General features: G+C 61.7%; 16 protein-coding genes and 1 pseudogene. 4 read left to right on the forward strand and 13 right to left on the reverse strand.

Annotated features, from left to right (window positions below; genetic code table 11):
* Nucleotides 1-268: 268 nt before the first annotated feature.
* The 4 genes from BCL93_RS12615 to amaB form a co-directional block, all read right to left on the reverse strand.
* Entirely contained in the window at nucleotides 269-1,099 is an 831-nt protein-coding gene (locus BCL93_RS12615) for a DUF72 domain-containing protein (protein WP_112055735.1), read from the reverse strand.
* 250 nt (nucleotides 1,100-1,349) lie between these two features.
* Complete coding sequence (gene nhaC, locus BCL93_RS12620; protein ID WP_112055626.1) at nucleotides 1,350-2,879, reverse strand: Na+/H+ antiporter NhaC; 1,530 nt, start codon at nucleotides 2,877-2,879, stop codon at nucleotides 1,350-1,352.
* A 150-nt stretch (nucleotides 2,880-3,029) separates the two neighbouring features.
* A complete protein-coding gene (gene amaA / locus BCL93_RS12625) occupies nucleotides 3,030-4,310 on the reverse strand; it encodes an L-pipecolate oxidase (protein ID WP_112055627.1) in 1,281 nt (426 codons plus the stop codon).
* A gap of 126 nt (nucleotides 4,311-4,436) precedes the next feature.
* Nucleotides 4,437-5,930: an L-piperidine-6-carboxylate dehydrogenase gene (gene amaB / locus BCL93_RS12630; protein ID WP_112055628.1), complete on the reverse strand. Its 1,494-nt coding sequence runs from the start codon at nucleotides 5,928-5,930 to the stop codon at nucleotides 4,437-4,439.
* Between the two features lie 125 nt (nucleotides 5,931-6,055).
* On the opposite strand from amaB, the gene BCL93_RS12635 reads away from it, so the two are divergent.
* Nucleotides 6,056-6,979, forward strand: a complete 924-nt coding sequence (locus BCL93_RS12635; RefSeq protein WP_112055629.1) for a LysR family transcriptional regulator — start codon at nucleotides 6,056-6,058, stop codon at nucleotides 6,977-6,979.
* Nucleotides 6,980-7,065: 86 nt separating this feature from the next.
* On the opposite strand, the gene BCL93_RS12640 is transcribed toward BCL93_RS12635, so the two are convergent.
* Both BCL93_RS12640 and BCL93_RS12645 read right to left on the reverse strand, forming a co-directional pair.
* Nucleotides 7,066-7,608 carry an HdeD family acid-resistance protein gene (locus tag BCL93_RS12640; RefSeq protein WP_092525196.1) on the reverse strand — a complete coding sequence of 181 codons (543 nt, stop codon included), beginning with the start codon at nucleotides 7,606-7,608 and terminating at the stop codon, nucleotides 7,066-7,068.
* A gap of 151 nt (nucleotides 7,609-7,759) precedes the next feature.
* On the reverse strand, nucleotides 7,760-8,665 hold the full coding sequence (locus BCL93_RS12645; protein WP_092525198.1) for a LysR family transcriptional regulator: 906 nt from the start codon (nucleotides 8,663-8,665) through the stop codon (nucleotides 7,760-7,762).
* A 241-nt stretch (nucleotides 8,666-8,906) separates the two neighbouring features.
* On the opposite strand from BCL93_RS12645, the gene BCL93_RS12650 reads away from it, so the two are divergent.
* From BCL93_RS12650 to BCL93_RS17510, 3 genes and pseudogenes are all read left to right on the forward strand, one after another.
* Nucleotides 8,907-10,154: a 2-aminoadipate transaminase gene (locus BCL93_RS12650; protein WP_112055630.1), complete on the forward strand. Its 1,248-nt coding sequence runs from the start codon at nucleotides 8,907-8,909 to the stop codon at nucleotides 10,152-10,154.
* A gap of 121 nt (nucleotides 10,155-10,275) precedes the next feature.
* Nucleotides 10,276-11,649, forward strand: a complete 1,374-nt coding sequence (gene hglS, locus BCL93_RS12655) for a 2-oxoadipate dioxygenase/decarboxylase HglS (RefSeq protein ID WP_112055736.1) — start codon at nucleotides 10,276-10,278, stop codon at nucleotides 11,647-11,649.
* Nucleotides 11,650-11,714: 65 nt separating this feature from the next.
* Nucleotides 11,715-12,440: pseudogene (locus BCL93_RS17510) on the forward strand (IS3 family transposase); the annotation flags it as partial.
* A 31-nt stretch (nucleotides 12,441-12,471) separates the two neighbouring features.
* On the opposite strand, the gene trkA reads toward BCL93_RS17510, so the two are convergent.
* From trkA to BCL93_RS17515, 7 genes are read right to left on the reverse strand one after another with little or no spacing between them, the layout of a single operon-like run.
* On the reverse strand, nucleotides 12,472-13,863 hold the full coding sequence (trkA, locus tag BCL93_RS12665; protein ID WP_112055632.1) for a Trk system potassium transporter TrkA: 1,392 nt from the start codon (nucleotides 13,861-13,863) through the stop codon (nucleotides 12,472-12,474).
* On the reverse strand, nucleotides 13,860-14,576 hold the full coding sequence (locus BCL93_RS12670) for a response regulator (protein ID WP_425339122.1): 717 nt from the start codon (nucleotides 14,574-14,576) through the stop codon (nucleotides 13,860-13,862). The genes trkA and BCL93_RS12670 overlap by 4 nt, the downstream gene beginning before the upstream one ends.
* 22 nt (nucleotides 14,577-14,598) lie before the next feature.
* Nucleotides 14,599-17,277 carry a sensor histidine kinase gene (locus tag BCL93_RS12675; RefSeq protein ID WP_112055737.1) on the reverse strand — a complete coding sequence of 893 codons (2,679 nt, stop codon included), beginning with the start codon at nucleotides 17,275-17,277 and terminating at the stop codon, nucleotides 14,599-14,601.
* 12 nt (nucleotides 17,278-17,289) lie between these two features.
* Complete coding sequence (gene kdpC / locus BCL93_RS12680) at nucleotides 17,290-17,922, reverse strand: potassium-transporting ATPase subunit KdpC (RefSeq protein WP_220086281.1); 633 nt, start codon at nucleotides 17,920-17,922, stop codon at nucleotides 17,290-17,292.
* 11 nt (nucleotides 17,923-17,933) lie between these two features.
* Entirely contained in the window at nucleotides 17,934-20,015 is a 2,082-nt protein-coding gene (kdpB, locus tag BCL93_RS12685) for a potassium-transporting ATPase subunit KdpB (protein WP_112055634.1), read from the reverse strand.
* Nucleotides 20,016-20,026: 11 nt separating this feature from the next.
* Nucleotides 20,027-21,256: a potassium-transporting ATPase subunit KdpA gene (gene kdpA, locus BCL93_RS12690; protein WP_258396516.1), complete on the reverse strand. Its 1,230-nt coding sequence runs from the start codon at nucleotides 21,254-21,256 to the stop codon at nucleotides 20,027-20,029.
* Complete coding sequence (locus tag BCL93_RS17515; RefSeq protein ID WP_258396517.1) at nucleotides 21,231-21,722, reverse strand: potassium-transporting ATPase subunit KdpA; 492 nt, start codon at nucleotides 21,720-21,722, stop codon at nucleotides 21,231-21,233. The genes kdpA and BCL93_RS17515 overlap by 26 nt, the downstream gene beginning before the upstream one ends.
* Nucleotides 21,723-21,861 lie beyond the last annotated feature (139 nt).

Consider the following 21,861-nt stretch of genomic DNA (forward strand, 5'->3'; position numbering starts at 1 on the left):
CCGCGGCATCATGGATCACACGATGCCAATCAAGGGCATGACAGGATCCGGGCAGGATCTCCGCCGCTAGCCGCCGCGCCTCGGTCCCTGATCTGGGCACAAGGCACGACTTTCATGCCGTGATATTGCGAGAATTCGTGCGGGTTTCACGCAAAACTCCACAATATCGAATGGTAAACGGCATGAAGGCCATAAAACTATCCGATCATGATCCCGATAGCCAGAGCGGATTGCCCTTGGAAAGGGCCGCAACCTCAGAAAAGCCCTGCTAGAAAAGGCTCGTTTGACGCTCGCCGGGAAAGGGGGCCAAAGGCGTTAGTGCAAGCCGTGCAGCGAGGCGTTCATGACAGGCTCTTGCAAGGGCCGGCGCCTGTCGATTGTCGGGTGTATGCACAAAGAGAAAAGGGGTTTTCCCCTGTTTTATCCACAGGCATAGCCTGTCAACCCAGGGCGTAAAACGGGCCTCATTGATAGTCGCATCGAAGTGACCGATGAAGCGCACTACCGGCTGCTGTGCCGTTGAGATCACGTGTAATGGGCGTTTGGGCTTTTCGCTCTGCGCCCTGGCCAGCCGCGCGTCATTCCCCGCGGGCGTAGCAAACAAGGGCCGCACGTCAAGCATGACTCGGTCTATCCCATGAGTTATCAACAATCGGTTGAGAGCCGCCTCGGCATTCCCCTTGTGGAAAAACTCCGGGTCACGGACCTCGACACAGGCGGGAATGCCGGCGGGCCATCGTTCCAGTAATGCCTCGAGGCTCGGTAACTCCTCAAGCCCGAAGTCCCGTGGCAACTGAATCATCACCGGCCCGAGGCGATCGTGCAGCGGCGAGAGTGCGGCGAGAAATTCCTCGACTTCAGCCTCGATGCCGGTCAGGCGCCGTTCATGGGTCAGGGCGCCGGGCAACTTGAAACAGAAACGGAAATCCGCCGGTGCCTGACGGGCCCAGGCAGCCACGGTATCGGCACGCGGCGTGCCGCTATAGAAGGTCGTATTGCCCTCCACCGTAGAGAACACCCGTGCATAGTCCGACAGGCGGTCACCCTGGCTGCCATGCGGCGGATAGAGCCCGCCGCGCCAGTCCTCGTTGGCCCACATGGCGAGCCCCAGGTGGAAGCTACGCGCGTTGGTGGTTGGCGGGGAACACGTATCGGTCACCGGAGCTGCTCTCTCATTAACACCAGGGTGGGTAACGGGAAGGGGATTATCCCTTGCTCGCCTGCCGTCGAACAGCCCGAACGAGCGATCACAACATGCCGGCACGACTCACGGCCAGAAAAGTAAACGCTCCGCCCGGCGATACCGGACGGAGCGACCCATCGAGACCACGCGGTGTGACGCGTGCCGGTCAGCTCGAGGACTGCGGGCTGGCGTCCACGCTGGCCTTGGCCGCCGCGCCAAGATCATCCGTCGTCGCAATGGCTTCATTCTGAGAGGCCCATAGCTCACGTTCCTCCTCGCTGGCCTTGGGCGAGAAGAGCCCCAGTTGCGCATAGAGAATCCCGATCACCGGCGACATCCAGCAGGCAAAGGCCAGCGGAATATAGAGCAGGTTCTCGACGTTACCATCGGCAATACCCAAGCCCAGCGCGCTGATCACGAAGGCCCCGCCAGCGTTCCAAGGCACCAGCGGCGATACCAGTGTGCCACCTTCCTCGATGGCCCTCGACAGGTTGAGGGTCGAGTAGCCGAGCCCCCGATAGGTCGGCGCGTACATACGCCCCGGCAGCGCAATGGAGAGGTAAGGATCGCCGGCAACCAGGTTGGTCGAGACTGACGTCAGCACCGCCGAGGTCTGGACGCCGCGGAAACTGTGCACCTTCTTCATCAGCGAGCGGATGATGGATTCAAGGCAGCCGGTCTTCTCCAAGGCGCCGCCGAAACCCAGCGCGATCAACACCAGCGAAATGGTCCACATCATCGACTGGATGCCGCCACGATTGAGCAGGCTGTCGATAGCGCTGACGCCAGTATCGATGCTGTAGCCGTAGTTGGCATAAGTGACCACTTCGTGGAGGCCGGCGCCCTGAGCGATCATGGCGGTCGCTCCCCCCGCCAATACGCCGGCGAACAGCGACGGAATCGGCGGCATGCGCTTGACGGCCAGCACGATCACTAACAATGCCGGCAGCAGCAGCCACGGCGAGATGGCGAAGTTGGCCTGAAGAGAGTCGGTAATCGCATTGATGCGCTCGAAGGAGGCGGTCTGATCATCGATCATGGTGTAGCCGGCCACCAGATAGATCACCAAAGCGATCAGCATCGAGGGTACCGTCGTGGGCATCATGTTCTTGATATGCGAGAACACATCGGTGCCGGTAACGGCCGGGGCAAGGTTGGTGGTATCGGAAAGCGGCGAGACCTTGTCACCGAAGAAGGCCCCGGAGACAACCGCACCCGCCGTCCAGTAGACAGGAATGTCGAAGCCAGCCCCGATGCCCATCAGCGCCAGACCCACGGTACCCACCGTTCCCCAGGAAGTACCAAGCGACAGCGAGACCACCGAGCAGAGTAGCATGGCCGCCGCCAGGAAAACGGCCGGCGAGAGCAAGGTCAGGCCATAGTAAATCAGCGTCGGTACCGTACCGCTGGCGATCCAAACGCCGATGATCATCCCCACGCAAATCAGCACAGAAACCGACGGCAGGGACACGTGAATGACGTGAAAAATCCCTTCTTCGATTCGCTTCCATCTGAAGCCAAGCTTGATGCCTACCAAGGAGGTGATGGCCAGGCCAATGGCCAAAGGAATATGCGGCGTAAAATCATCAAAATAGAAAAGTTGTACGCCGAGGGCCACCAGGGTCAACACTACTGGAGTAAGCGCCAACAAAAGTCCTGGTTTTTCGTAGTTCCTTGTTCTTGTTGAACTTTCCATAAACTTTTCCCTCATTCAGGATGATGCTGCGTTATTAGTCTTGTACTCGCAGGCAACAGCTTGGCTGTTTACTTTTGCCGCCGTATGGCGACAACAGTTGCTCTAAGGGCCTTGAAGCGGCCCTCGGAGTGGCGTGAATTAAGGTGGTATTTAAATCAACACACGCAGGCATTGCCCGGCGTGATAGAGCGTGAAGCCGCCTTCATAGCCAGAACTCCATAACGGCTTGACCTTGATCGGCTCAGGCGAACTGATCGGCAGCGGCAAAAGGTCATCCTTGCCGGTTACCAGGTAATGCGCAAAACCCTTGCCCACCACCGTGCCGGTGGTAACGCCACGCCCGTTGTAGCCCGAGACCCCCAGAATACCGGGGGCCGGCTCGAAGATGCGCAGGGTATGGTCGGGCGTAAAGGCGATCTTTCCCGTCCAAGTGGTCTCCCACTCGACCGCCCCTAACTGGGGAAAGTAGTGGCGTTGGATACGATCCGCCCAGCAGCGCACATAGGCCTGTGGACGACCGCTCCCTTTCCCCAGGCTGCCAAGGATCAGGCGTCCCTCGCTGTCCCGGCGCATGCTGCTCAGCACCATGCGGGTATCCCATGCCCCCTGCCGCTCAGGCAAGATATCGCCAGCGACCTCTTCGGACAGGGGCTTGGACGCCACCTGGAAGAAATGGCCAGGAAAGAAATGCTCCTTTACCTGATTCCAGTCATCCTCAGTATAGGCATTGGTGGCCACCACCACCCGCGGTGCCCGTACACTGCCTCTGGGCGTCGCCACGCGCCAGTCATCGCCCTCGCGGGTCACGCCCTGCGCCGGACTATGGGTATGGAGCCGAGCGCCGGCGGCGCTTGCCGCACGGGCCAGACCACGGGTGTAGCCGGCTGGGTTGATGGTGCCGGCACGCCGGTCGAGCAGAGCGCAACGAATCTGCTTCGTGCCGACTTTCTGCCAGCAGCCTTCGTCTTCCAGCAGTTCCACCGGTGCACCGCGTCGTGCTAGCTGCTCGGCACGGCGCGCCAGGTCCTGCTCGCCTTTGCCGTTATGGGCCAAATGCAAGGTGCCGGTCTGGGTCGCATGGCACTCGATGCCATGGCGGCCAATCAGCGCAAAGACTTCCTTGGGTGCTCCACCGAGGATGGCATTGGCGCGCTCGCCATCCTTTTCCCCCAGGGCTTTGAGGATGTCATCCGGGGGAATCCATAGCCCCGCATTGACCAGGCCGACATTGCGCCCCGAGCCACCGCTGGGAATATCGCCCGCCTCGACCAGGCTGACATCAACACCCGACTCCGCCAGATGCAGCGCAGTACTGAGCCCGGTGATGCCGCCGCCGATCACCACCACATCGGCCATCCGTTCGCCCTCGAGCGCTTCAAACTGAGGCGCCGGCTCGGGCGACGTGGCATGCCACAGGCACTGCTCTTTCATGACACCTCCTCTACTGGCAAGGGACGCCTTTGCGAGAAAGGCTGACCCGGATACCGATCTCAGCCCCTGCTATCATCAAGCAACCAAGACCGCCACCCTGGTGTTGCAGGATGGCGGAAGAGCCGATCAATCGAACTTGATGCCTTGGGCCAGGGGGAGTTCGCGAGAGTAGTTCACGGTGTTGGTCTGGCGACGCATATAGCTCTTCCAGACATCAGAGCCGGACTCACGGCCGCCACCGGTTTCCTTCTCGCCGCCGAAGGCGCCACCGATCTCGGCACCGCTGGGCCCGATATTGACGTTGGCGATGCCGCAGTCGCTGCCCAGATCGGAGACGAAGGTCTCGGCCTCACGCACGTCGGTAGTGAAGACGCAGGAAGAAAGCCCCTGGGGCACGTCGTTCTGCAGGGCCAGCGCCTCGTCGAAGTCGCGGTAGCTCATCACGTAGAGGATGGGAGCGAAGGTCTCGTGCTTGACCAGCTCGTCCTGGCGGTCCACCTCAACGATGGCCGGGGTGACGTAGTAGCCGTCCGGGTACTCGTCGGCCAGTTGACGCTCACCGCCGAAGACCGGGTAGCCCTGCTCGCGGGCCTTGCCGAGCACCGACTGCATCTGGTCGAAGGCCTGGGCGTCGATCAGCGGGCCAACCAGGCTGCCACCCATCGGGTCGCCGATGGTCACGCCGGCATAGGCCTTCTTCACCCGCTCGACGACCTCGTCGCGCACGGATTCGTGGACGATCAGACGGCGCAGGGTGGTGCAGCGCTGGCCGGCGGTGCCGACCGCGGAGAACAGGATGGCGCGGACGGCCATGTCCAGATCGGCGCTGGGCGCCAAGATCATGGCATTGTTGCCGCCGAGTTCGAGGATACTGCGGCCGACGCGGGAGGCAACGCGGGGCGCGACCTCGCGGCCCATGCGGGTGCTGCCGGTGGCGCTGACCAGCGGCACACGGGGATCGTCGGTGAGCACCTCACCGGCCTCGCGCTCGCCGATGACCACCTGGCTGAGATCGGCCGGTGCCTCGTCGCCGAACTCTGCCATGGCACGTTCGAGCAGCGCCTGGCAGGCCAGGGCGCAGAGCGGCGTCTTCTCGGAGGGTTTCCACAACAGGCTATTGCCGCACACCAGTGCCAGGGCGGCATTCCAGGCCCAGGGTGCGACCGGGAAGTTGAAGGCGGTGATCAGGCCGATCGGCCCCAGCGGATGCCAGCTCTCACGCATGTGGTGGCCGGGGCGCTCGGAGGCGATGGTCAGGCCGCACAGCTGGCGCGACTGGCCGACGGCGAGATCGCAGATGTCGATCATCTCCTGCACCTCACCCAGGCCTTCCTGGTAAATCTTGCCGCACTCCAGGGTCACCAGAGAGCCAAGGTCTTCCTTGTGGCGACGCAGTTGCTCGCCGAACAGCCGCACCAGCTCGCCACGGCGTGGCGCAGGCACTTGGCGCCATGCTTCAAAAGCCGCCTGAGCGCGATCGATGCGCGACAGGACCTGCTCGCCGCCTTCCATGGTCACTCGACCGAGCTCGCGGCCGTCGGTGGGCGACGTCACGGCATAGTCGCCGCCCTGGTAAAGAGCATCGGCCACTCCAAGGCGCTGCATGATGGACTCGATCATTCTTCCTCCGACTGTTCATGTGTACTTGTGAGTTGAGAACGAGTGCAGTATTGCTGGCGCGCTTGACCTAGCTCAAACGACGTTTTATACGAAGTTCATTCCTTTTTCTCTTGATGAGGCACGACATGAGTCGCCGTCACCTGCCCACGCTCACCGCCATGCAGTGTTTCGAGGCCTCGGCCCGGCACCTTAGCTTCACCCGTGCCGCCGAGGAGCTGAGCCTGACCCAGAGCGCCGTCAGCAAGCAGGTGGCACAGCTCGAGTCGGTGCTAGAGCATCCGCTGTTTCGCCGCGTGCGCAAGCGTCTTCAGGTCACGCCAGAGGGGTCGCTGTATCTGACCGAGGTGCGCAAGGTCCTAGCGCAGGTCGAGATGTCCACCCGCTATATGCAGTCCTACGGAGGCCAGAGCGAGGTGCTCAACGTCACCACCTTGCCAACCTTCGGCGCCCGCTGGCTGATTCCACGACTCAACGGTTACCGCTTCCGTCATCCAGGGGTCTATCTGAACATCGCCAATCGCGTGGAGCCCTTCGATTTCGAGGAGGAGAGGGTCGACGTGGCTTTCTTCTTCGGTCACGGCGCCTGGCCAAAGGCGGAATGCATCAAGCTGCTCGACGAAGAGGTGGTTCCGGTATGCGCCCCGACAGCGGTGCCGGAAGGCGGCATCGACGACCCACTGACATTGACTGACCTAGTGCTCTTGCAGAGTGCCACTCGCCCCGAGGCCTGGCACGACTGGTTCGAGGCTCAGGGCTGCTATACCACACACAGCTATCACGGGCCCCGCTTCGATACCTTCTATATGGCGCTGAGCGCCGCCCGGGCGGGTTGTGGCGTGACCCTGGTGCCACGCTTTCTCGTCGAGGAGGAACTGGCGACCGGCCAACTGGTGATTCCCTGGCGCTTCTCGCTGACCAGCCGCGATGCCTATTACCTCGCCTACCCCGAGCACAAGGGCGAGGTGGCTAAGGTACGCGGCTTCATCGACTGGATTCTCGAACATCTCGAAGCGCCGGCACAGGTGGACGGCGCCCGCCCAGCGAGCTAGCTCGCCGAGCGGTTAGGGATAAACAAAATAGTTGGCGTCGGGGCCATGTAGATGGCGCCAAGCCAGACGAAGTTAGCCACCGGCGGCTACAGCAACCGTCGCAAGCGCAGCGCCGCCATCATCTGAACGACCCCATATAGCAGCGCGATGACGCCGATCCAGATGGCGGTGACCTCCAGACCGCTGAGTGGGCTGACCACGAAGATGACGCCCAGCACCAGCGCCAGCACGCCACTCAGCACGGTCCAGCCCTCGCCGGGCACGTGGCGGCGCACCCGCAGCCCCAGCAACAGGCGGTGAATGCCGGCGACGACCAGCCAAAAACCCAGCAGCATCAGCAGCGCGCTCGCCGCCGAGAGCGGGTCGAGAACGGCGATCAACCCGAACAGCACCGAGATCCCCCCGTAGAACATGAGCCAGCCGCGAGCGAAGCCGCCGGGGGCGGTCGTCAGGGTGAACAAGCTGGTGATGCCTTCGGCGAGTGCCATGATGCCCATGATCCAGGTCAGGGCGGCAATCGCGGTAAGCGGCTGAAAGACGGCGACTACCCCGAACAGAATGGCGATGACCCCGTAGGCCATCAGGATCCACCAACTGCGCCCCAGCAGACTTCTCACTCCATTATCCATCGCTTCGCTCCCTCGTCAGTGAGAGCCCAGCATAGCAGCCTCCGAGACACCGGCCCCAACCGATCTAAACGCCTGGTATCGCTCGACATGCCGGCTCATCATGCGCTATTTCAAAGCGCCGGCGCAGGTGGACGCCGCCGCCCCGCGAACACTAGCTCGCCTTCGGGCTGGCCTCGGCACAGGCCAGCACATGCGCGACGAAGTGTCGGACCTTGGCGAGTTCGCCGAGCGGTTCGGGATAGACTAAATAGTAGGCATCGTGGCTGTGCAGGGTGTGGGGCCACGCCAGACGAAGGCGGCCGGCGGCGAGTTCCTCTTCGACCAGAAAGCGCGGCACCAGGGCGAGGCCGCCCTCTGCCATCACCGTGCGGATCAGCATCTGGAAGGTCTCGAAGCGGCTTCCGTGATAGCTGCGGGCGGTGGCAACACCCTGGTCGGCAAACCAGCGGTGCCAGGCATCCGGGCGGGTAGACAGGTGCAGCAGGTGACATCCGGCCAGATCCGAGGCCGCCCCTAGCCGCGTACGAGCGAGATAGGCCGGCGCCCCCACCGCCACCACGTCCTCGTCGAACAGCTTGTGGCACTCCAGATTGGGCCAGCGGCCGTGGCCATGGAAGAAGGCCACGTCGATGTCCTGCTCCTCCAGGTCAAAGGCCTGGACCCGGTCGGTGATGTTCAGGCGGATATGCGGATGAGCGCCGAAAAACGCCGGCAGGTGAGCACTCAGCCAATGGCTGCCGAAAGTCGGCAGGGTCGCCACCTTGAGCATCTCGCCATGACCGCTGTAGGTCATGATGGCGTTCGCCGACATCTCGATCTGGGCGAGAATCTTGCGCACCTCGGTCAGGTACAGCGAGCCCTCCGGGGTGAGCACCAGCGTACGACGCACCCGCCGGAACAGCTTGTGCTGCAGATAGTCCTCCAGCTGGGCGACCTGTTTGCTGACCGCGCTCTGGGTCAGGCTCAGTTCTTCGGCGGCACGGGTGAAGCTCATGTGCCGCGCCGCCGTCTCAAAGCACTGCATGGTGGTCGTCGAGGGCAGGTGGCGTGCCGTCATGTCTCGGCTCTCGGGAAAATCGCCATTCTAGCCAATTCCAACGCCTGATGCTCCGCCAGTGAGGAAGTAAAACATTCCCCACGGGCATTCACCTACCCGTCATCGCGGCACTTTTCTTGCCGACACCACTCAATGCATGAATTCTGGGAATGGGTTAGGCGTTTTTTTTCGTTTGAAGCCTCACCGGCGCCCTGCTTTCATCCTCGGCATATCGACTCTTGATGAATCACAGGAACCGTCCATGAATCTTCCTCACGTCAGTGGCTCGCTGGGCATCGTGCATCCCCTCTGTATCGAGCGAGGGCGCAACGCCGAGGTCTGGGACGAACAGGGCCGGCGCTATATCGACTTCATTGGCGGTATCGGCGTGCTCAATCTGGGTCATGGCCATCCGGCCGTGGTCGAGGCGGTCAAGGCGCAGGTCGAGACGCTCATGCACTCGGCCTTCAACGCGCTGCCACATCGCGGCTATCTGCAGGTGGTCGAGGCCCTGGACCGCTTCGTGCCGGTCGACTATTCACTGTCCTGCATGCTGACCAATAGTGGCGCCGAGGCCACCGAGAACGCCCTCAAGGTGGCGCGTGCCGCCACCGGCCGGCAGGCGGTGATCGCCTTCGACGACGGCTTCCATGGGCGAACCCTGGCGGCGCTCAACCTCAACGGCAAGGTCAAGCCCTACAAGGCACGGCTCGGTGCCCTGCCGGGACCGGTGTTTCATCTGCCGTTTCCCAGCCGCGACGGCGGCGTGAAGGCAGAAGAGGCTCTGGCGGCCCTGACCCGACTGTTCGAGGTGGAGATACCCAGCGACGAGGTGGCAGCGATCATCGTCGAGCCGGTGCAGGGAGAAGGCGGTTTCCGCCTGCTCGACGCCGACTTCGCCGCCCGACTACGGGCGCTGTGCGATGAACACGGCATCGTGCTGATCATCGACGAGATCCAGTCCGGCTTCGGTCGCACCGGCAAGCGCTTCGCCTTTTCCCACCTGGGCATCGAGCCCGACCTGCTGCTGATGGGCAAGAGCATGGCGGCAGGCCTGCCGCTGGCCGCCGTGGTAGGCAAGCCGGCGCTGATGAACGCCCTGCCCAAGGGCGGGCTGGGTGGCACCTATTCGGGCAACGCCGTGGCCTGTACTGCCGCCAAGACGGTCATGAATCTGATGGACGAATCACGACTTCGCCAGTGGGGCGAGGCCCAGGAGGCCGCGATCGTCGAGGCCCATCAAGGCTGGTGCGAGCGCTTTGCGATGGTGGGCGCCCTGACCGGGGTTGGCGCCATGCGCGGCATCGTCTTCGAAGACACCGAGAACGCCACGGGCGCCGAGCATCTCGCGGCGCTGCTGGCCGCCGGGCGCGAGGCGGGCGTGCTGCTGATGCCTAGCGGGCGGCGGCGCAACGTGCTGCGCCTGCTGGCACCGCTGACCACCGAACCCGAGGTGCTGGACGAGGGCCTGGCGTGTGTCACCCGCGCCCTGGAGACATTGAGCCCATAACCGCTCGACGAGAAGCCATTCGATCTCAACAGCTTGATTTGTGGTTCACAGGAGGGCTGAAACGGGCCCTCTTTATCGACCTAGCTTACGATGTTCAACATATATCCACGGAGACATGAAGATGTCGACTACTTCCCTCGTTTCTCCCGATGACATTCGCGACCGCTTTTCGAAGGCGATGTCGGCCATGTACCAGGCCGAGGTGCCCCAGTACGAGACGCTGCTCGAACTGGTCGAAGAGGTGAATCGCGAGACCCTCGAACGAGACAGCGCACTCGCCGAGCGGCTTGCCGCCCATGACGAGCTGAATCGTCTCGGGGTCGAACGCCATGGCGCCATTCGCGTCGGCACCGCAGAAGAGCTTGCCATGCTGCGCCGGCTGTTCGCGGTGATGGGCATGCACCCGGTCGGTTACTACGATCTCTCCGAGGCCGGGGTCCCGGTACATTCCACCGCCTTCCGTCCTATCGACGATGCCGCCCTTTCTCGTAACCCCTTCCGGGTCTTCACGTCGCTGCTGCGCCTGGAGCTGATCGAGAGCCCCACGCTTCGCGAACGGGCCGCGTCCATCCTTGCCGAGCGCGACATTTTCACCGCCGGCGCCCGGGAGTTGATCGCGCTCAGCGAATCTCAGGGCGGGCTCAGCGACGAGCAGGCCGACCGCTTCGTGGCCGAGGCACTGGAGACCTTTCGCTGGCACCGAGATGCCACCGTGGACCTAGACACCTACGAGGCGCTGCACGCCGAGCACCGGCTGATCGCCGATGTGGTCTGCTTCCGTGGCCCGCACATCAATCACCTGACACCGCGCACCCTGGATATCGATGAAGTCCAGAAGCGCATGCCGGCCGCCGGCATGAACGCCAAGGAAGTCATCGAGGGGCCGCCCCGCCGTCACTGCCCGATCCTGCTGCGCCAGACCAGTTTCAAGGCCCTCGAGGAACCGACTCATTTCAAGGGTGAGCGTCAGGGGACCCACACCGCCCGCTTCGGCGAGATCGAACAGCGCGGCGTGGCGCTGACCGGCAAGGGTCGAGCGCTCTATGATCGCCTGCTTGGCGCCTCCCGGGACAAGACCCAAGGGCTCGCCAACGAAGCCCACCAGCAGGCGCTGGCCGAGGTATTCGCCGAGTTCCCGGATGATGATGCGACCCTGCGCCGCGAGGAACTGGCTTTCTTCGAGTACCGCCTCACCGACGCCGGGCACGCCGCCGATGCAGGCCATGAAACAGACCTGGACGCGCTTATCGCCCAGGGTCTGGTCACGGCTCGGCCAATCACCTATGAGGACTTCCTGCCAGTCAGTGCGGCGGGCATCTTCCAGTCAAACCTCGGCGGCACGCAGAACGACGCCTGTGCCGGCCACGCCAACAAGGGAGCTTTCGAAGCCGCCTTGGGCGCCACCGTCACCGATGAGCTCACCCTCTACGCTGAGCGAGAGATCGCTTCCAAGGAAAGAGTGCTGAAGACCCTGGGGCGCGCCACGGCAGACTGAAGAAGGGTAATCTTGCCCACCAACAGTGGACACCCGTTAAGGTATTACACTCAGCGAGGTGACCCATGGCAAAGCAAGCTACCCCGATGAAGAAGACCCGTGCCCGTTACTCCGATGCCTACCGCGAGGAAGCTCTTGCCCTCGCTGACCGAGTGGGCACTGCCGCTGCCGCCCGTGAGCTGGGCTTGCAGCCCAGCCAGCTCTATCAATGGCGCGCCAAGGCCCAGCAGAAGAAGAACACCTCCGAGCGCGAGCAATCGCTGGCTGATGAGAACGCTAGACTTAAGCGGCAACTCGCTGAAATGTCAGAGGAACTGGCCATAACAAAAAACGCCGCGGTATACTTTTCGAAGAGCCTGGAGTGAAGTCCGCCTTCCATCCAGCAGCATCGCCAGGCATTCAGCACCCAGCATATGTACACCGTGCTCGGTGTGGCACGCAGCGGCTACGACACCTGGCGACAGCGTGGTGGCAAACCGTCCCCGCGGCGCCGTCAGCAGGCCATCACCGACCAGCGTTTGGCTGAGGCCTTTAAGCACGGCAAGGAGCGCTCAGGCGCCCCTAGACTGACCCACGACCTGAACGATGCTGGGATCGCCATCTGCCGCAATACCGTGGCTGCAAGCCTCCTGCGGCAGAATCTGCGGGCGAAAGCGGCTCGCCAGTACCAGGCCACCACAAACTCACGGCATGGACTGCCGGTGGCCCCCAACCTGCTGCTGCAGGACTTTACCGCCGGTGCGCCAAACCAGAAATGGGTCGGCGACATCACCTACCTGGCGACTGGTGAAGTCCACAATATGATCGATAGCATGGGGGCTTTTAGCCAGGCAGTCCATTGTCAAAAAAAGTCAGACCGACCTGGAACAAGCGCTCCACGTCACGTATGCGGCGCTTATCAATCATGAACAGGATCACATGGTCGCCGGATTCCACCATCACGGCATCGTGGGCGATCAGTACGTCTTTGCCGCGCACCACAGCGCCGATGGTGGTGCCCTGGGGCAGGTTGATCTCGCCGATGGCGCGGCCAACCACCTTCGATGACTGGGTATCACCGTGGGCGATGGCCTCGATGGCCTCGGCGGCACCCCGACGCAGCGAGTGGACGTTGACGATGTCGCCCCGCCGCACGTGGGTCAGCAGGCTGCCGATGGTCGCCTGCTGGGGGGAGATGGCGATGTCGATCTCGCCGCCTTGCACCAGGTCCACGTAGGCGGCGTTGTTGATCAGCGTCAGCACCTTCCTGGCGCCCATGCGTTTGGCCAGCATCGACGACATGATGTTGACCTCCTCGTCGTTGGTCAGGGCGCAGAAGATGTCGCAGTCCTCGATGTTCTCCTCCTCAAGCAGCCGCTTGGAGGTGGCGCTGCCGTGTAGCACCACGGTGCGGTCGAGGTGCTCGGAGAGCTGGGTGCAGCGGTGGAGGTTGTGCTCGATGATCTTGATTTGGTGGCTGTGTTCCAGATGCTCGGCGAGGCGCTCGCCGATGCTGCCGCCGCCGGCGATCATCACTCGGCGGAAGTCACGATCAAGGCGGCGCAGTTCACTCATCACCGAGCGGATATCGCGACGAGCAGCGAGAAAGAAGACCTCGTCATCAGCCTCGATGACGGTATCGCCACGGGGGATGATCGGCCGGTCTTTCCGGTAGATGGCCGCCACTCGGGTATCGACGCTAGGCATATGGCGGCGCAGGAAGCCCAGTTCCTGGCCCACCAGCGGGCCACCGTATATCGCCCGCACCGCCACCAGTTGCACCAAGCCGCCAGCGAACTCCAGCACCTGCAGCGCGCCGGGGTGCTCGATCAACCGGCGGATATAGTCGGTGACCACCTGCTCGGGACTGATCAGCACATCGATAGGCACCGCATCGTGGGCGAACAGCCTCTTGCGGGTCAGGTAGGCGGTGGCGCGTACCCGGGCGATCTTGGTGGGGGTGTTGAAAAGGTAGTGGGCCACCTGGCAGGCGATCATGTTGACCTCGTCGGAGTTGGTCACCGCGATCAGCATGTCGGCATCCTCGCAGCCCGCCTGGCGCAACACCATTGGGTAGGAGCCGGCCCCGGAGACCGTGCGGATGTCCAGGCGGGTATGTAGCTCTTGTAGGCGCTTACCGTCGGTGTCCACCACCGTGATATCGTTCTCTTCTCGGGCCAGATGCTCGGCTAGGGTTCCGCCGACCTGGCCGGCGCCGAGGATGATGATCTTCATGATAAGCGTTCCGTATTAGCGGTCGTCTCACCGGCTTCATCGGGTTCGACCAACAGGCGATAGCCTACGCCGGCTTCGGTTTGAAGGAGGTGGGCGGATTGAATGTTATCCCCCAATTTCGTCCTAAGACGACTCACGACAACCCTCAGGTAGTGAATGTCATCGGCATGGGTCGGGCCCCAAATTTCCCGCAGTAGCTGAGTTTGGGTCACCATACGGCCGGCATGACGACAGAGACGCTCGAGAAGAGCATACTCCTTGGGAGTTAAGTGGACCTTTTCATCACCGCGCAGTACTAGGCGCTTGTTCAGGTCGATGGTCAACGAGCCCTGGCGAAACAACATGGCTAATGATTCGCCGCTTTGACTGGCTCGAAACCGCAGCAGTCTTCTGACTCTGGCCAGCAGCTCCTGGATCCCGAAAGGTTTGGTGACATAGTCATTTGCGCCATTATCTAGAGCACGTACCTTCTCATCTTCCCGCTCGCGCACTGAGACCACGATCACTGGCACGCCGCTCTGGGCACGCAGTGCTTCGAGCACCTCCTGGCCATCGAGGTCAGGAAGGCCCAAGTCCAGCAGCACCAGGTCGGGGGAGCACTGCACGGCCTTCTGCAACCCTTCGCTGCCCGTCTCGGCCTCCACCACATCGAATCCCTGGGATGCCAGACTGATACGCAGGAAACGTCTGATTTGCCGTTCATCATCAATCACTAAGATCCGACCTATCGACCCGTTACCCATCGCTTCCCTCCATGTCATTGGGCTCTATGGGTAAGCGGACCTCGATACAGGTGCCCTCTCCAGTTGGGCTGGGTAGGGCACGGATTTGGCCACCATGGGCCCCCACCATACCGCGACAAATGGCCAGCCCCAGGCCGCTGCCATGGCGTCCTCGATCGCCTTCCCCTCCAGTGAAGAACATGTCAAATACTTCCTCCCGGCGTTCGGCAGGAATGCCTGGGCCTTGGTCGATAATCCGTATCCACAGCCATTCATCTTGCACGCCCGCTGTGATGTTCAGGCGCCCCTTCTTCGGCGAGAAGCGCACGGCGTTGTCGAGGATATTGACAAGAGCCTGCTCGATCAGGGCCGGATGCACATAGAGAAGCGGGAGGTCATGCGGCCAGTGTCTCACGAGCTCCAATCCCTCCAGTTGAGCCCCCAGACGTTTTACCGCAGCCGCTAGCAAGTCATCGAGCGCTACCCAGTCACGTTCAATCTTGAGGGTTCCGTGCCCAAGTCGCGTCATATCGAGTAGATTCTGAATATAACGGTTGAGTCGTTCACTCTCTCCAAGAATACCATCAAGCAGCTCATGGCGATCAGTATCCGTCAATTGTGCCTCCAGCTCACGCAGTGTGCTGGCTGACCCAATGATGGAGGACAGCGGGGTGCGCAAATCGTGGGAGACAGATGCCAGGAGTGCCGAACGTAGACGTTCATTTTCCTCCGACAAACGCGCGGCACCGAGGTCTTCAACCAATCGTGTGCGCACCAGCGCCATGGCTAGCTGGCTCAACAAGGTGGTAAGTAACGCCTCCTCCTCAAGCGATAGAGTGGTGTCACGCTGCTCCAGGGCCAGGGCGATGACCCCTAGGACGGCCCCGCGCTCCACAAGTGGCACCAGCCGCCACCCCTGGCCGCTGAGCGTATCGGTGCCCTTACCGCTGGGCTTGGCATGCTGCCAGCTCCAGCCGGCAGCATGCAGGGCCGTATCCGACAAGAGAACCGAGGCCGGTTCTGCCTGACTAACCTGCACGCCATTAGCGCCGGGTGTGCGCTGCAGAAAGGCTACTGGCACATTCAACCATCGCTCTAGCGTCTTGAGACCGACCTGGCGGACACTTTCATAGTCGGTGGCGACCGATAATGCCTGCACATATTCCAGCAGGCGGTGCGTCTGGTCCCGGCTTTCGCGCAAGGCCAACAGTCGGCGACGACCTCTCCCCGCAAGTTGTCCGACCGTTACCGCTACCGCCAGGAAGAAGACCACGGTCAACAGCTGGTCTTGCTCGACCATCACCAGTGTCAGCCTAGGCTCGGTAAAGAAGAAATTGAAAGCTAGAAAACCCAACAGCGCGCTGAGCATGGCCGCCCCAGTCCCCGCCAGCGCTGCGCTGACTAGGACGGCACCAAGAAACAGCAGCGACAGGTCAGCCAGCGACAGCCAGTTCTCAACGCTTAGCGCAAGCCCCAGGAAGGCCAGTGTGCTCCCGAAGGCGATTGCGCTGGCGGGAAAGCTGACGTGAAAGGGCCTATGCCGTGGATACCAGCGCGGGCGCCGCTCCGCCTCGGCCACCACCACCAGGTCGAAGACTCCGCCGCTCGTTAGAAGACGCCGGGCGAGAGGGCGACGCCAGAACCGCCAACCCGAAGGGCGCGACCGTCCAACCATCAGGGTGGTCACATTATGTTGGCGTGCGTAATCTAGAAGCTCCTGCAGGCGATCCTGTCCGTACAGGCGGCGTGCTTCACCTCCCAGCCGGGAGACCAAGGCAAAGGCCTGTTCGGTCGCGAGACGACGTTCAGGTGCATCATGTCCGCGGTCGACATAGACGGCGCGCCAAGTCGCTCGGCGACGTTCGGCCAATCGGTGGGCGGCGCGAATCAGTGCCGCGTCCTCGCTGCCTCCGCTCAGCGCCACCAGCAGGTGCGGTCGCACCGGCCAGGGCCCCGGTTTAGCGCTGGCTCCCATGGCATCGCGCACGTCAGAGTCCACACGCTCTGCCATGGTTTGCAGCGCCAACTCTCGCAGCGCATTCAGATTGGGTTCGCTGAAATAGCCATCCATGGCTGCTCGCGCCTGCTCCGGCACATAGACCTTGCCCTGGCGGAGACGCTCCAGCAGTTCGTCCGGCGTGAGATCGACCAGCGAGATATCACGGGCCCGCTCCAGCAATGCATCAGGTACGGTTTCCCGCATCCTCACGCTAGTGATGCGCGCTACCGCATCATTGAGGCTTTCTATGTGCTGCACATTGACGGTAGTCCAGACATCGATACCGGCGTCCAGCAATTCCTCGATGTCTTGATAGCGACGCGAATGGCGACTGCCCGGTATGTTGCGATGAGCAAGCTCGTCCACTAACAGGATCCTTGGGTGTCGTGCCAGGGCCGCGTCCAGATCGAACTCTTCGAAGGTGCGTCCATGATGGGTCAGCTGGGCCAATGGCAAGCGCGGCAGCCCTTCGCACAGGGCTTCGGTTTGTACACGGCCATGGGATTCGGCGATGCCAATGACCACATCGTCGCCTGCGGAGGCACGCTCCCTGGCGGCGCACAACATGGTGTAAGTCTTTCCGACGCCAGGCGCGGCTCCCAGAAAAACACGCAAAGAACCGCGCGCCTCGCGCCGCGCGGTTTGTTTGAGCAGGGCATCCGGATCAGGGCGCCGCTCGGCATCAGAGCTCATGGCACCTCCCATTCACTCTTCCAGGTTGCCCGGTGATCCGGTTAGTTCGTCAAGCGCCAGGTTGAGGCGTAGAACATTCACGGCGGGTTGTCCGAGTATGCCGCCATATTCGGTGGCGTTATTGATTAGCGTGTTGACGGTTGCTGTCGCAAGCTCCCTTGCTTGTGCGACCCGTGGCACCTGACTGGCCGCACCCTCTGGCGTGATATGTGGATCGATGCCGGAACCAGAGGCCGCCAGCAGCTCAACGGGGATCTCGCCGGGCGCCACGCCATCGCGAGTTGCAATGGTAGAGGCATCGGCCTGTACACGCTCGGCTAGAGCCGGGTTGTCAGGTCCGAGGTTGGAGCCGCTGACACCGAAGGCATCATACTCAGCCGCGGAGGGTCTGCCGATAAAGTAGGCGGGATCGATAAACTGCTGTCCGACTAGCGTCGAGCCGACCACGCGACCTTGTTTGTCCATAAGCAAGCTACCAGTAGCCTGATGGGGCATCAGCCAGCCTCCCAGAGCGCTGACCAGCAGTGGGTAGCCCAGCCCCAGCAGCAGAGCCATGACCAACGCCAGCCGAAGAGGGGTTGACCATGCCATCATGTGGCGTCGTTTGTCGGGCATTGTTACATCCGAGGCGGTATTTCTATTCATGTCTCATCCTCCTAGATCATCACGCTCATCAGCAGGTCGAACAACTTGATAACTGGAAACGGCAGAAGCAAGCCACCCAGCCCATAGATCAGCAGATTGCGTCTCAATAGAGTCGTGGCTGAACCGGCCTTGACTCTTACTCCTCTAAGCGCAAAGGGGATCAAGGCGGGAATGATCAAGGCGTTGAACAGCACCGCGGCAAGAACCGCCGTGGTCGGCGAGTTCAAGCTCAGGATGTCGAGCGAGTCCAGCGCCGGTAGACTTGCCGCGAACAGTGCGGGAAGAATCACGAAATACTTGGCCACGTCGTTGGCCAGCGAGAAAGTGGTCAGTGCTCCACGAGTTATCAGCAATTGCTTGCCGATCTCCAACGCCTCGAGCAGTTTGCCGGGATCGGAGTCAAGGTCCACCATGTTGGCGGCCTCACGGGCTGCCTGGGTGCCCGAATTCATGGCGAGCCCGAGGTCGGCCTGTGCCAGCGCCGGGGCATCGTTCGTGCCATCCCCCATCATTGCGACCAGCCGCCCACTGGCCTGCTCCTGGCGAATAATTTCCAGTTTCCGCTCAGGAGTAGCCTCGGCCACGTAATCATCAACGCCCGCTTCCGCGGCAATGGCGCCAGCCGTAATGGGGTTGTCACCGGTGATCATCACCGTCTTGACGCCCATCTCGCGCAATTGGGCAAAACGCTCGGCAATGCCTGGCTTGATCACGTCAGAAAGCGCGATCATGCCCAGCAACTGGTCGTTAGCGGCCACAGCCAGCGGCGTGGCGCCATTGCGTGAGATCCGTGTTACCAGTTGGGTGTAATCTTTCGGGACTTGCCCACCCTGTTCCTCGACCCACTGGGCAATGGCGTTGGGCGCCCCCTTGCGCAACCGGCGTCCGTCAATTAGGTCCACTCCTGAGAGGCGTGTCGACGCCGAGAAAGACTCAAAGGTCGCACCCTCAGTCTTTTCGGTGAGGCCCTCATCGACCTCTAGATCGCGAGCCAGGCTCAACACAGAACGTCCCTCAGGGGTCGGATCATCCAGGGACGTCAGGAAGGCCACGTCGCGGAGAGAATCCCGCTGGATGCCCTGACATGGAGCAAACTCGGTGGCTCGACGATCACCCAGGGTAATGGTACCGGTCTTGTCCAGCAGCAGGGTGTCGATGCTGCCGGCAATTTCTACCGCTTTGCCTGACTTGGCGACCAGGTTGGCGCGCATCGACCTCTCCATCCCGGCGATGCCGATGGCGGGAAGCAACCCACCGATGGTGGTGGGAATCAGGCACACCAGAAGGGCCACCAGCATTACGGTGGAAGTTTCGACCCCCACAAAGTTCGCCAAGGGTACCAGTGTGACCACCACGATCAGAAACACCAGGGTCAGCATCGCCAGCAGCACCGACAACGCCAGTTCACTCGGCGTCTTCTGACGACTGGCACTCTCCACCAGCGCGATCATGCGATCAAGCAGCGACTCACCCGGATCGCTACTCACTTCAATGACCAGTCTATCCGACAGCAGTTTGGTACCGGCGCTTACGCCACTGTTATCGGTGCCCGCCTCTCTCAGAACCGGAGCGGATTCGCCGGTTACGGCGGACTCATTGATCGATGCAGCCCCTTCGACGATTTCCCCATCGGCGGGTATTAGCTCGCCGGCCTCGACGATCACCCGGTCGCCACGCCGCAGCGTATCGGCAGCCACCAGCGCCTCTTCGCCATCCTTGTCGAGCTTACGCGCCTTCAACTGCCCCCGGGTTTCACGCAGGCTGCCAGCGTGCGCCTTGCCCCGGGATTCGGCCAGGGTTTCCGAGGCCGTGGCAAACAACAGAGTCGCCAGGAGCATTAACGTGATAGCGATGGCGAACCCGGCCCCCTTGCCACTTACCAGCGCCTCCACGCTGAGGAAGGCGCACACGACCGTCCCGATGCCTACCATAGCCATTACAGGGTTGCGCGCTAAGCTCCTCGGAGCGAGGCGAGCAAATGCACCTTTGGCAACCGATGCCCATTGAATCGGCTGACGAGCAGCACGCCGCCCACCTCCACTCGGCCCATGCTCTGGGGGCTGCTGTGAGTCGTGTTGCGTTGATATTGCCATGACGTATCTCCTCACTGAGCCTGGCTCAGTGCTTCGGCGATTGGCCCCAGCACCATTGCAGGCAGGAAGCCCAACAGGTTGATGATGACGATGACCCCTGCGGTCAGCGCCATGAAAGCACCGCTGTCCAGAGCCAATGTTCCACGACCAGCCGGGGCGCTACGCTTGACAGACAGCCAGCCTGCTACAGCAAGAGGAACCAGCATGGGCAGGAAGCGACCGATCAGCAGCGCGATAACACAAGTCAAGTTCCACCAGAACGAGGCATCACCGAGCCCCTCGAAACCCGAGCCGTTATTGGCAAAGGCAGAGGTATATTCGTAGATGACCTGGCCAAGCCCGTGATGGCCGGGATTGGACGTGCCATTCAAGCCAGGTATGGCAACCGCTAGTGCGCTCAAGCCAAGGATGAGCAGCGGCTGGGCAAGAATGGCCAGGCTGACCCAACGGATTTCCCGAGTCTCCAGCGGTCGACCGAATAGCTCCGGCGCTCGCCCTACCATCAGCGAGCCAATGAAGGCCGCCAGCATCAGATAGAGCAGAAAGCCGATCAGTCCGACGCCGACGCCGCCAAAGGTGACGTTGACCAGCATGTCCATGATCAGCACCGTGCCGCCCAGCGGGTTGAAGCTGTCGTGCATTGCATTGACAGAGCCATTGGAGGTTTGTGTCGTCCAGCTTCCCCATAAGGCTGACATGTCAGTGCCGAAGCGAACCTCCTTGCCTTCCATGTTGCCAGCTGGTGCGGCGAGCTCGGCGAAAGCCGCGTTGGGCACTCGTTCCGATGCCACCACCAAACCAGTCGAGATCAATGAGAACGCGAGCATCACACCCCCAATACCAACCATCAGTCGACGCCGGCCGGTCATCACCGCGACAGCCACCAGCAGTGCAACAGGTATCAGCATGAGCGCAACGGTTTCGATAATATTGGAAAGAGGGGTGGGATTCTCCAACGGTACGCTGGAATTGGGTCCATACCAGCCGCCACCATTAGTCCCCAGTTGCTTGATCGCCACCATGGCCGAAACGGGTCCAAGCGGAATACGCTGTGTCTCTTCCACCTGAGCATCAAGCGGTGTGATTTCATGTGCGGCTTGGTAAGTCGCTGGCACCCCCTGCCAGGTAAGCAATAGAGCGACAATTGCTGCTAACGGCAGCAGCACTCGTATCACGCTTCGCGTCAAATCGCGGTAGAAGTTTCCTACGCCTGGCTCACCTTCTTTCCGCTGCTTGGCCAAGAGAGAGGGTACGCACGACGGCTGCCAGTACGGCCATGCCGGTTGCAGGGGTCAGGAACTGCAACGTCACGATAGCGAATGTTTGGCTAAGATGTGAAAGCTCTGCCTGCCCGGAATAGTGCTGCTGGTTAGTATTCGTGGCAAATGAAACTGCCGTATGCAGCGCGGTATCCCAGCGCATTCCGGCAATCCCATCTGGGTTGAGTGGCAGGTAACCTTGGAACATGAAAACAAGCCAAGTCAGCACAATCAGCCCGGCATGAAGTTTCAGCGCGGCTATCGCGTAAGCTTGCCATGTCAGGGAAACCTCGGGATTGACTCCTGAAAGGCGATATATTGCCGCCTCGATGGGGCTAAAAACCCGGTCAAGAAACGAGCTATTCCCTTCAAGAGAACGTGCGATATGAATCCCCAATGGCAAGGCTAGCCCAATGACCAAGGCATACGTAATCATCAAGTCATACATGACATTCTCCTAGAAGTGCTCTGGCCACAGTAGGGCAACCATCAGGTATCCTCCCGCCACTAGTGCAATTAACAACATGAAGATATTCATGGCGTGCCTCCGTTTAAGTGCACTTCCAGACTAGATAGAAGTCGCATAA

It is taken from the genome of Onishia taeanensis, assembly GCF_003268885.1.
In the GTDB taxonomy this organism is placed as follows: Bacteria; Pseudomonadota; Gammaproteobacteria; order Pseudomonadales; family Halomonadaceae; genus Onishia; species Onishia taeanensis_A.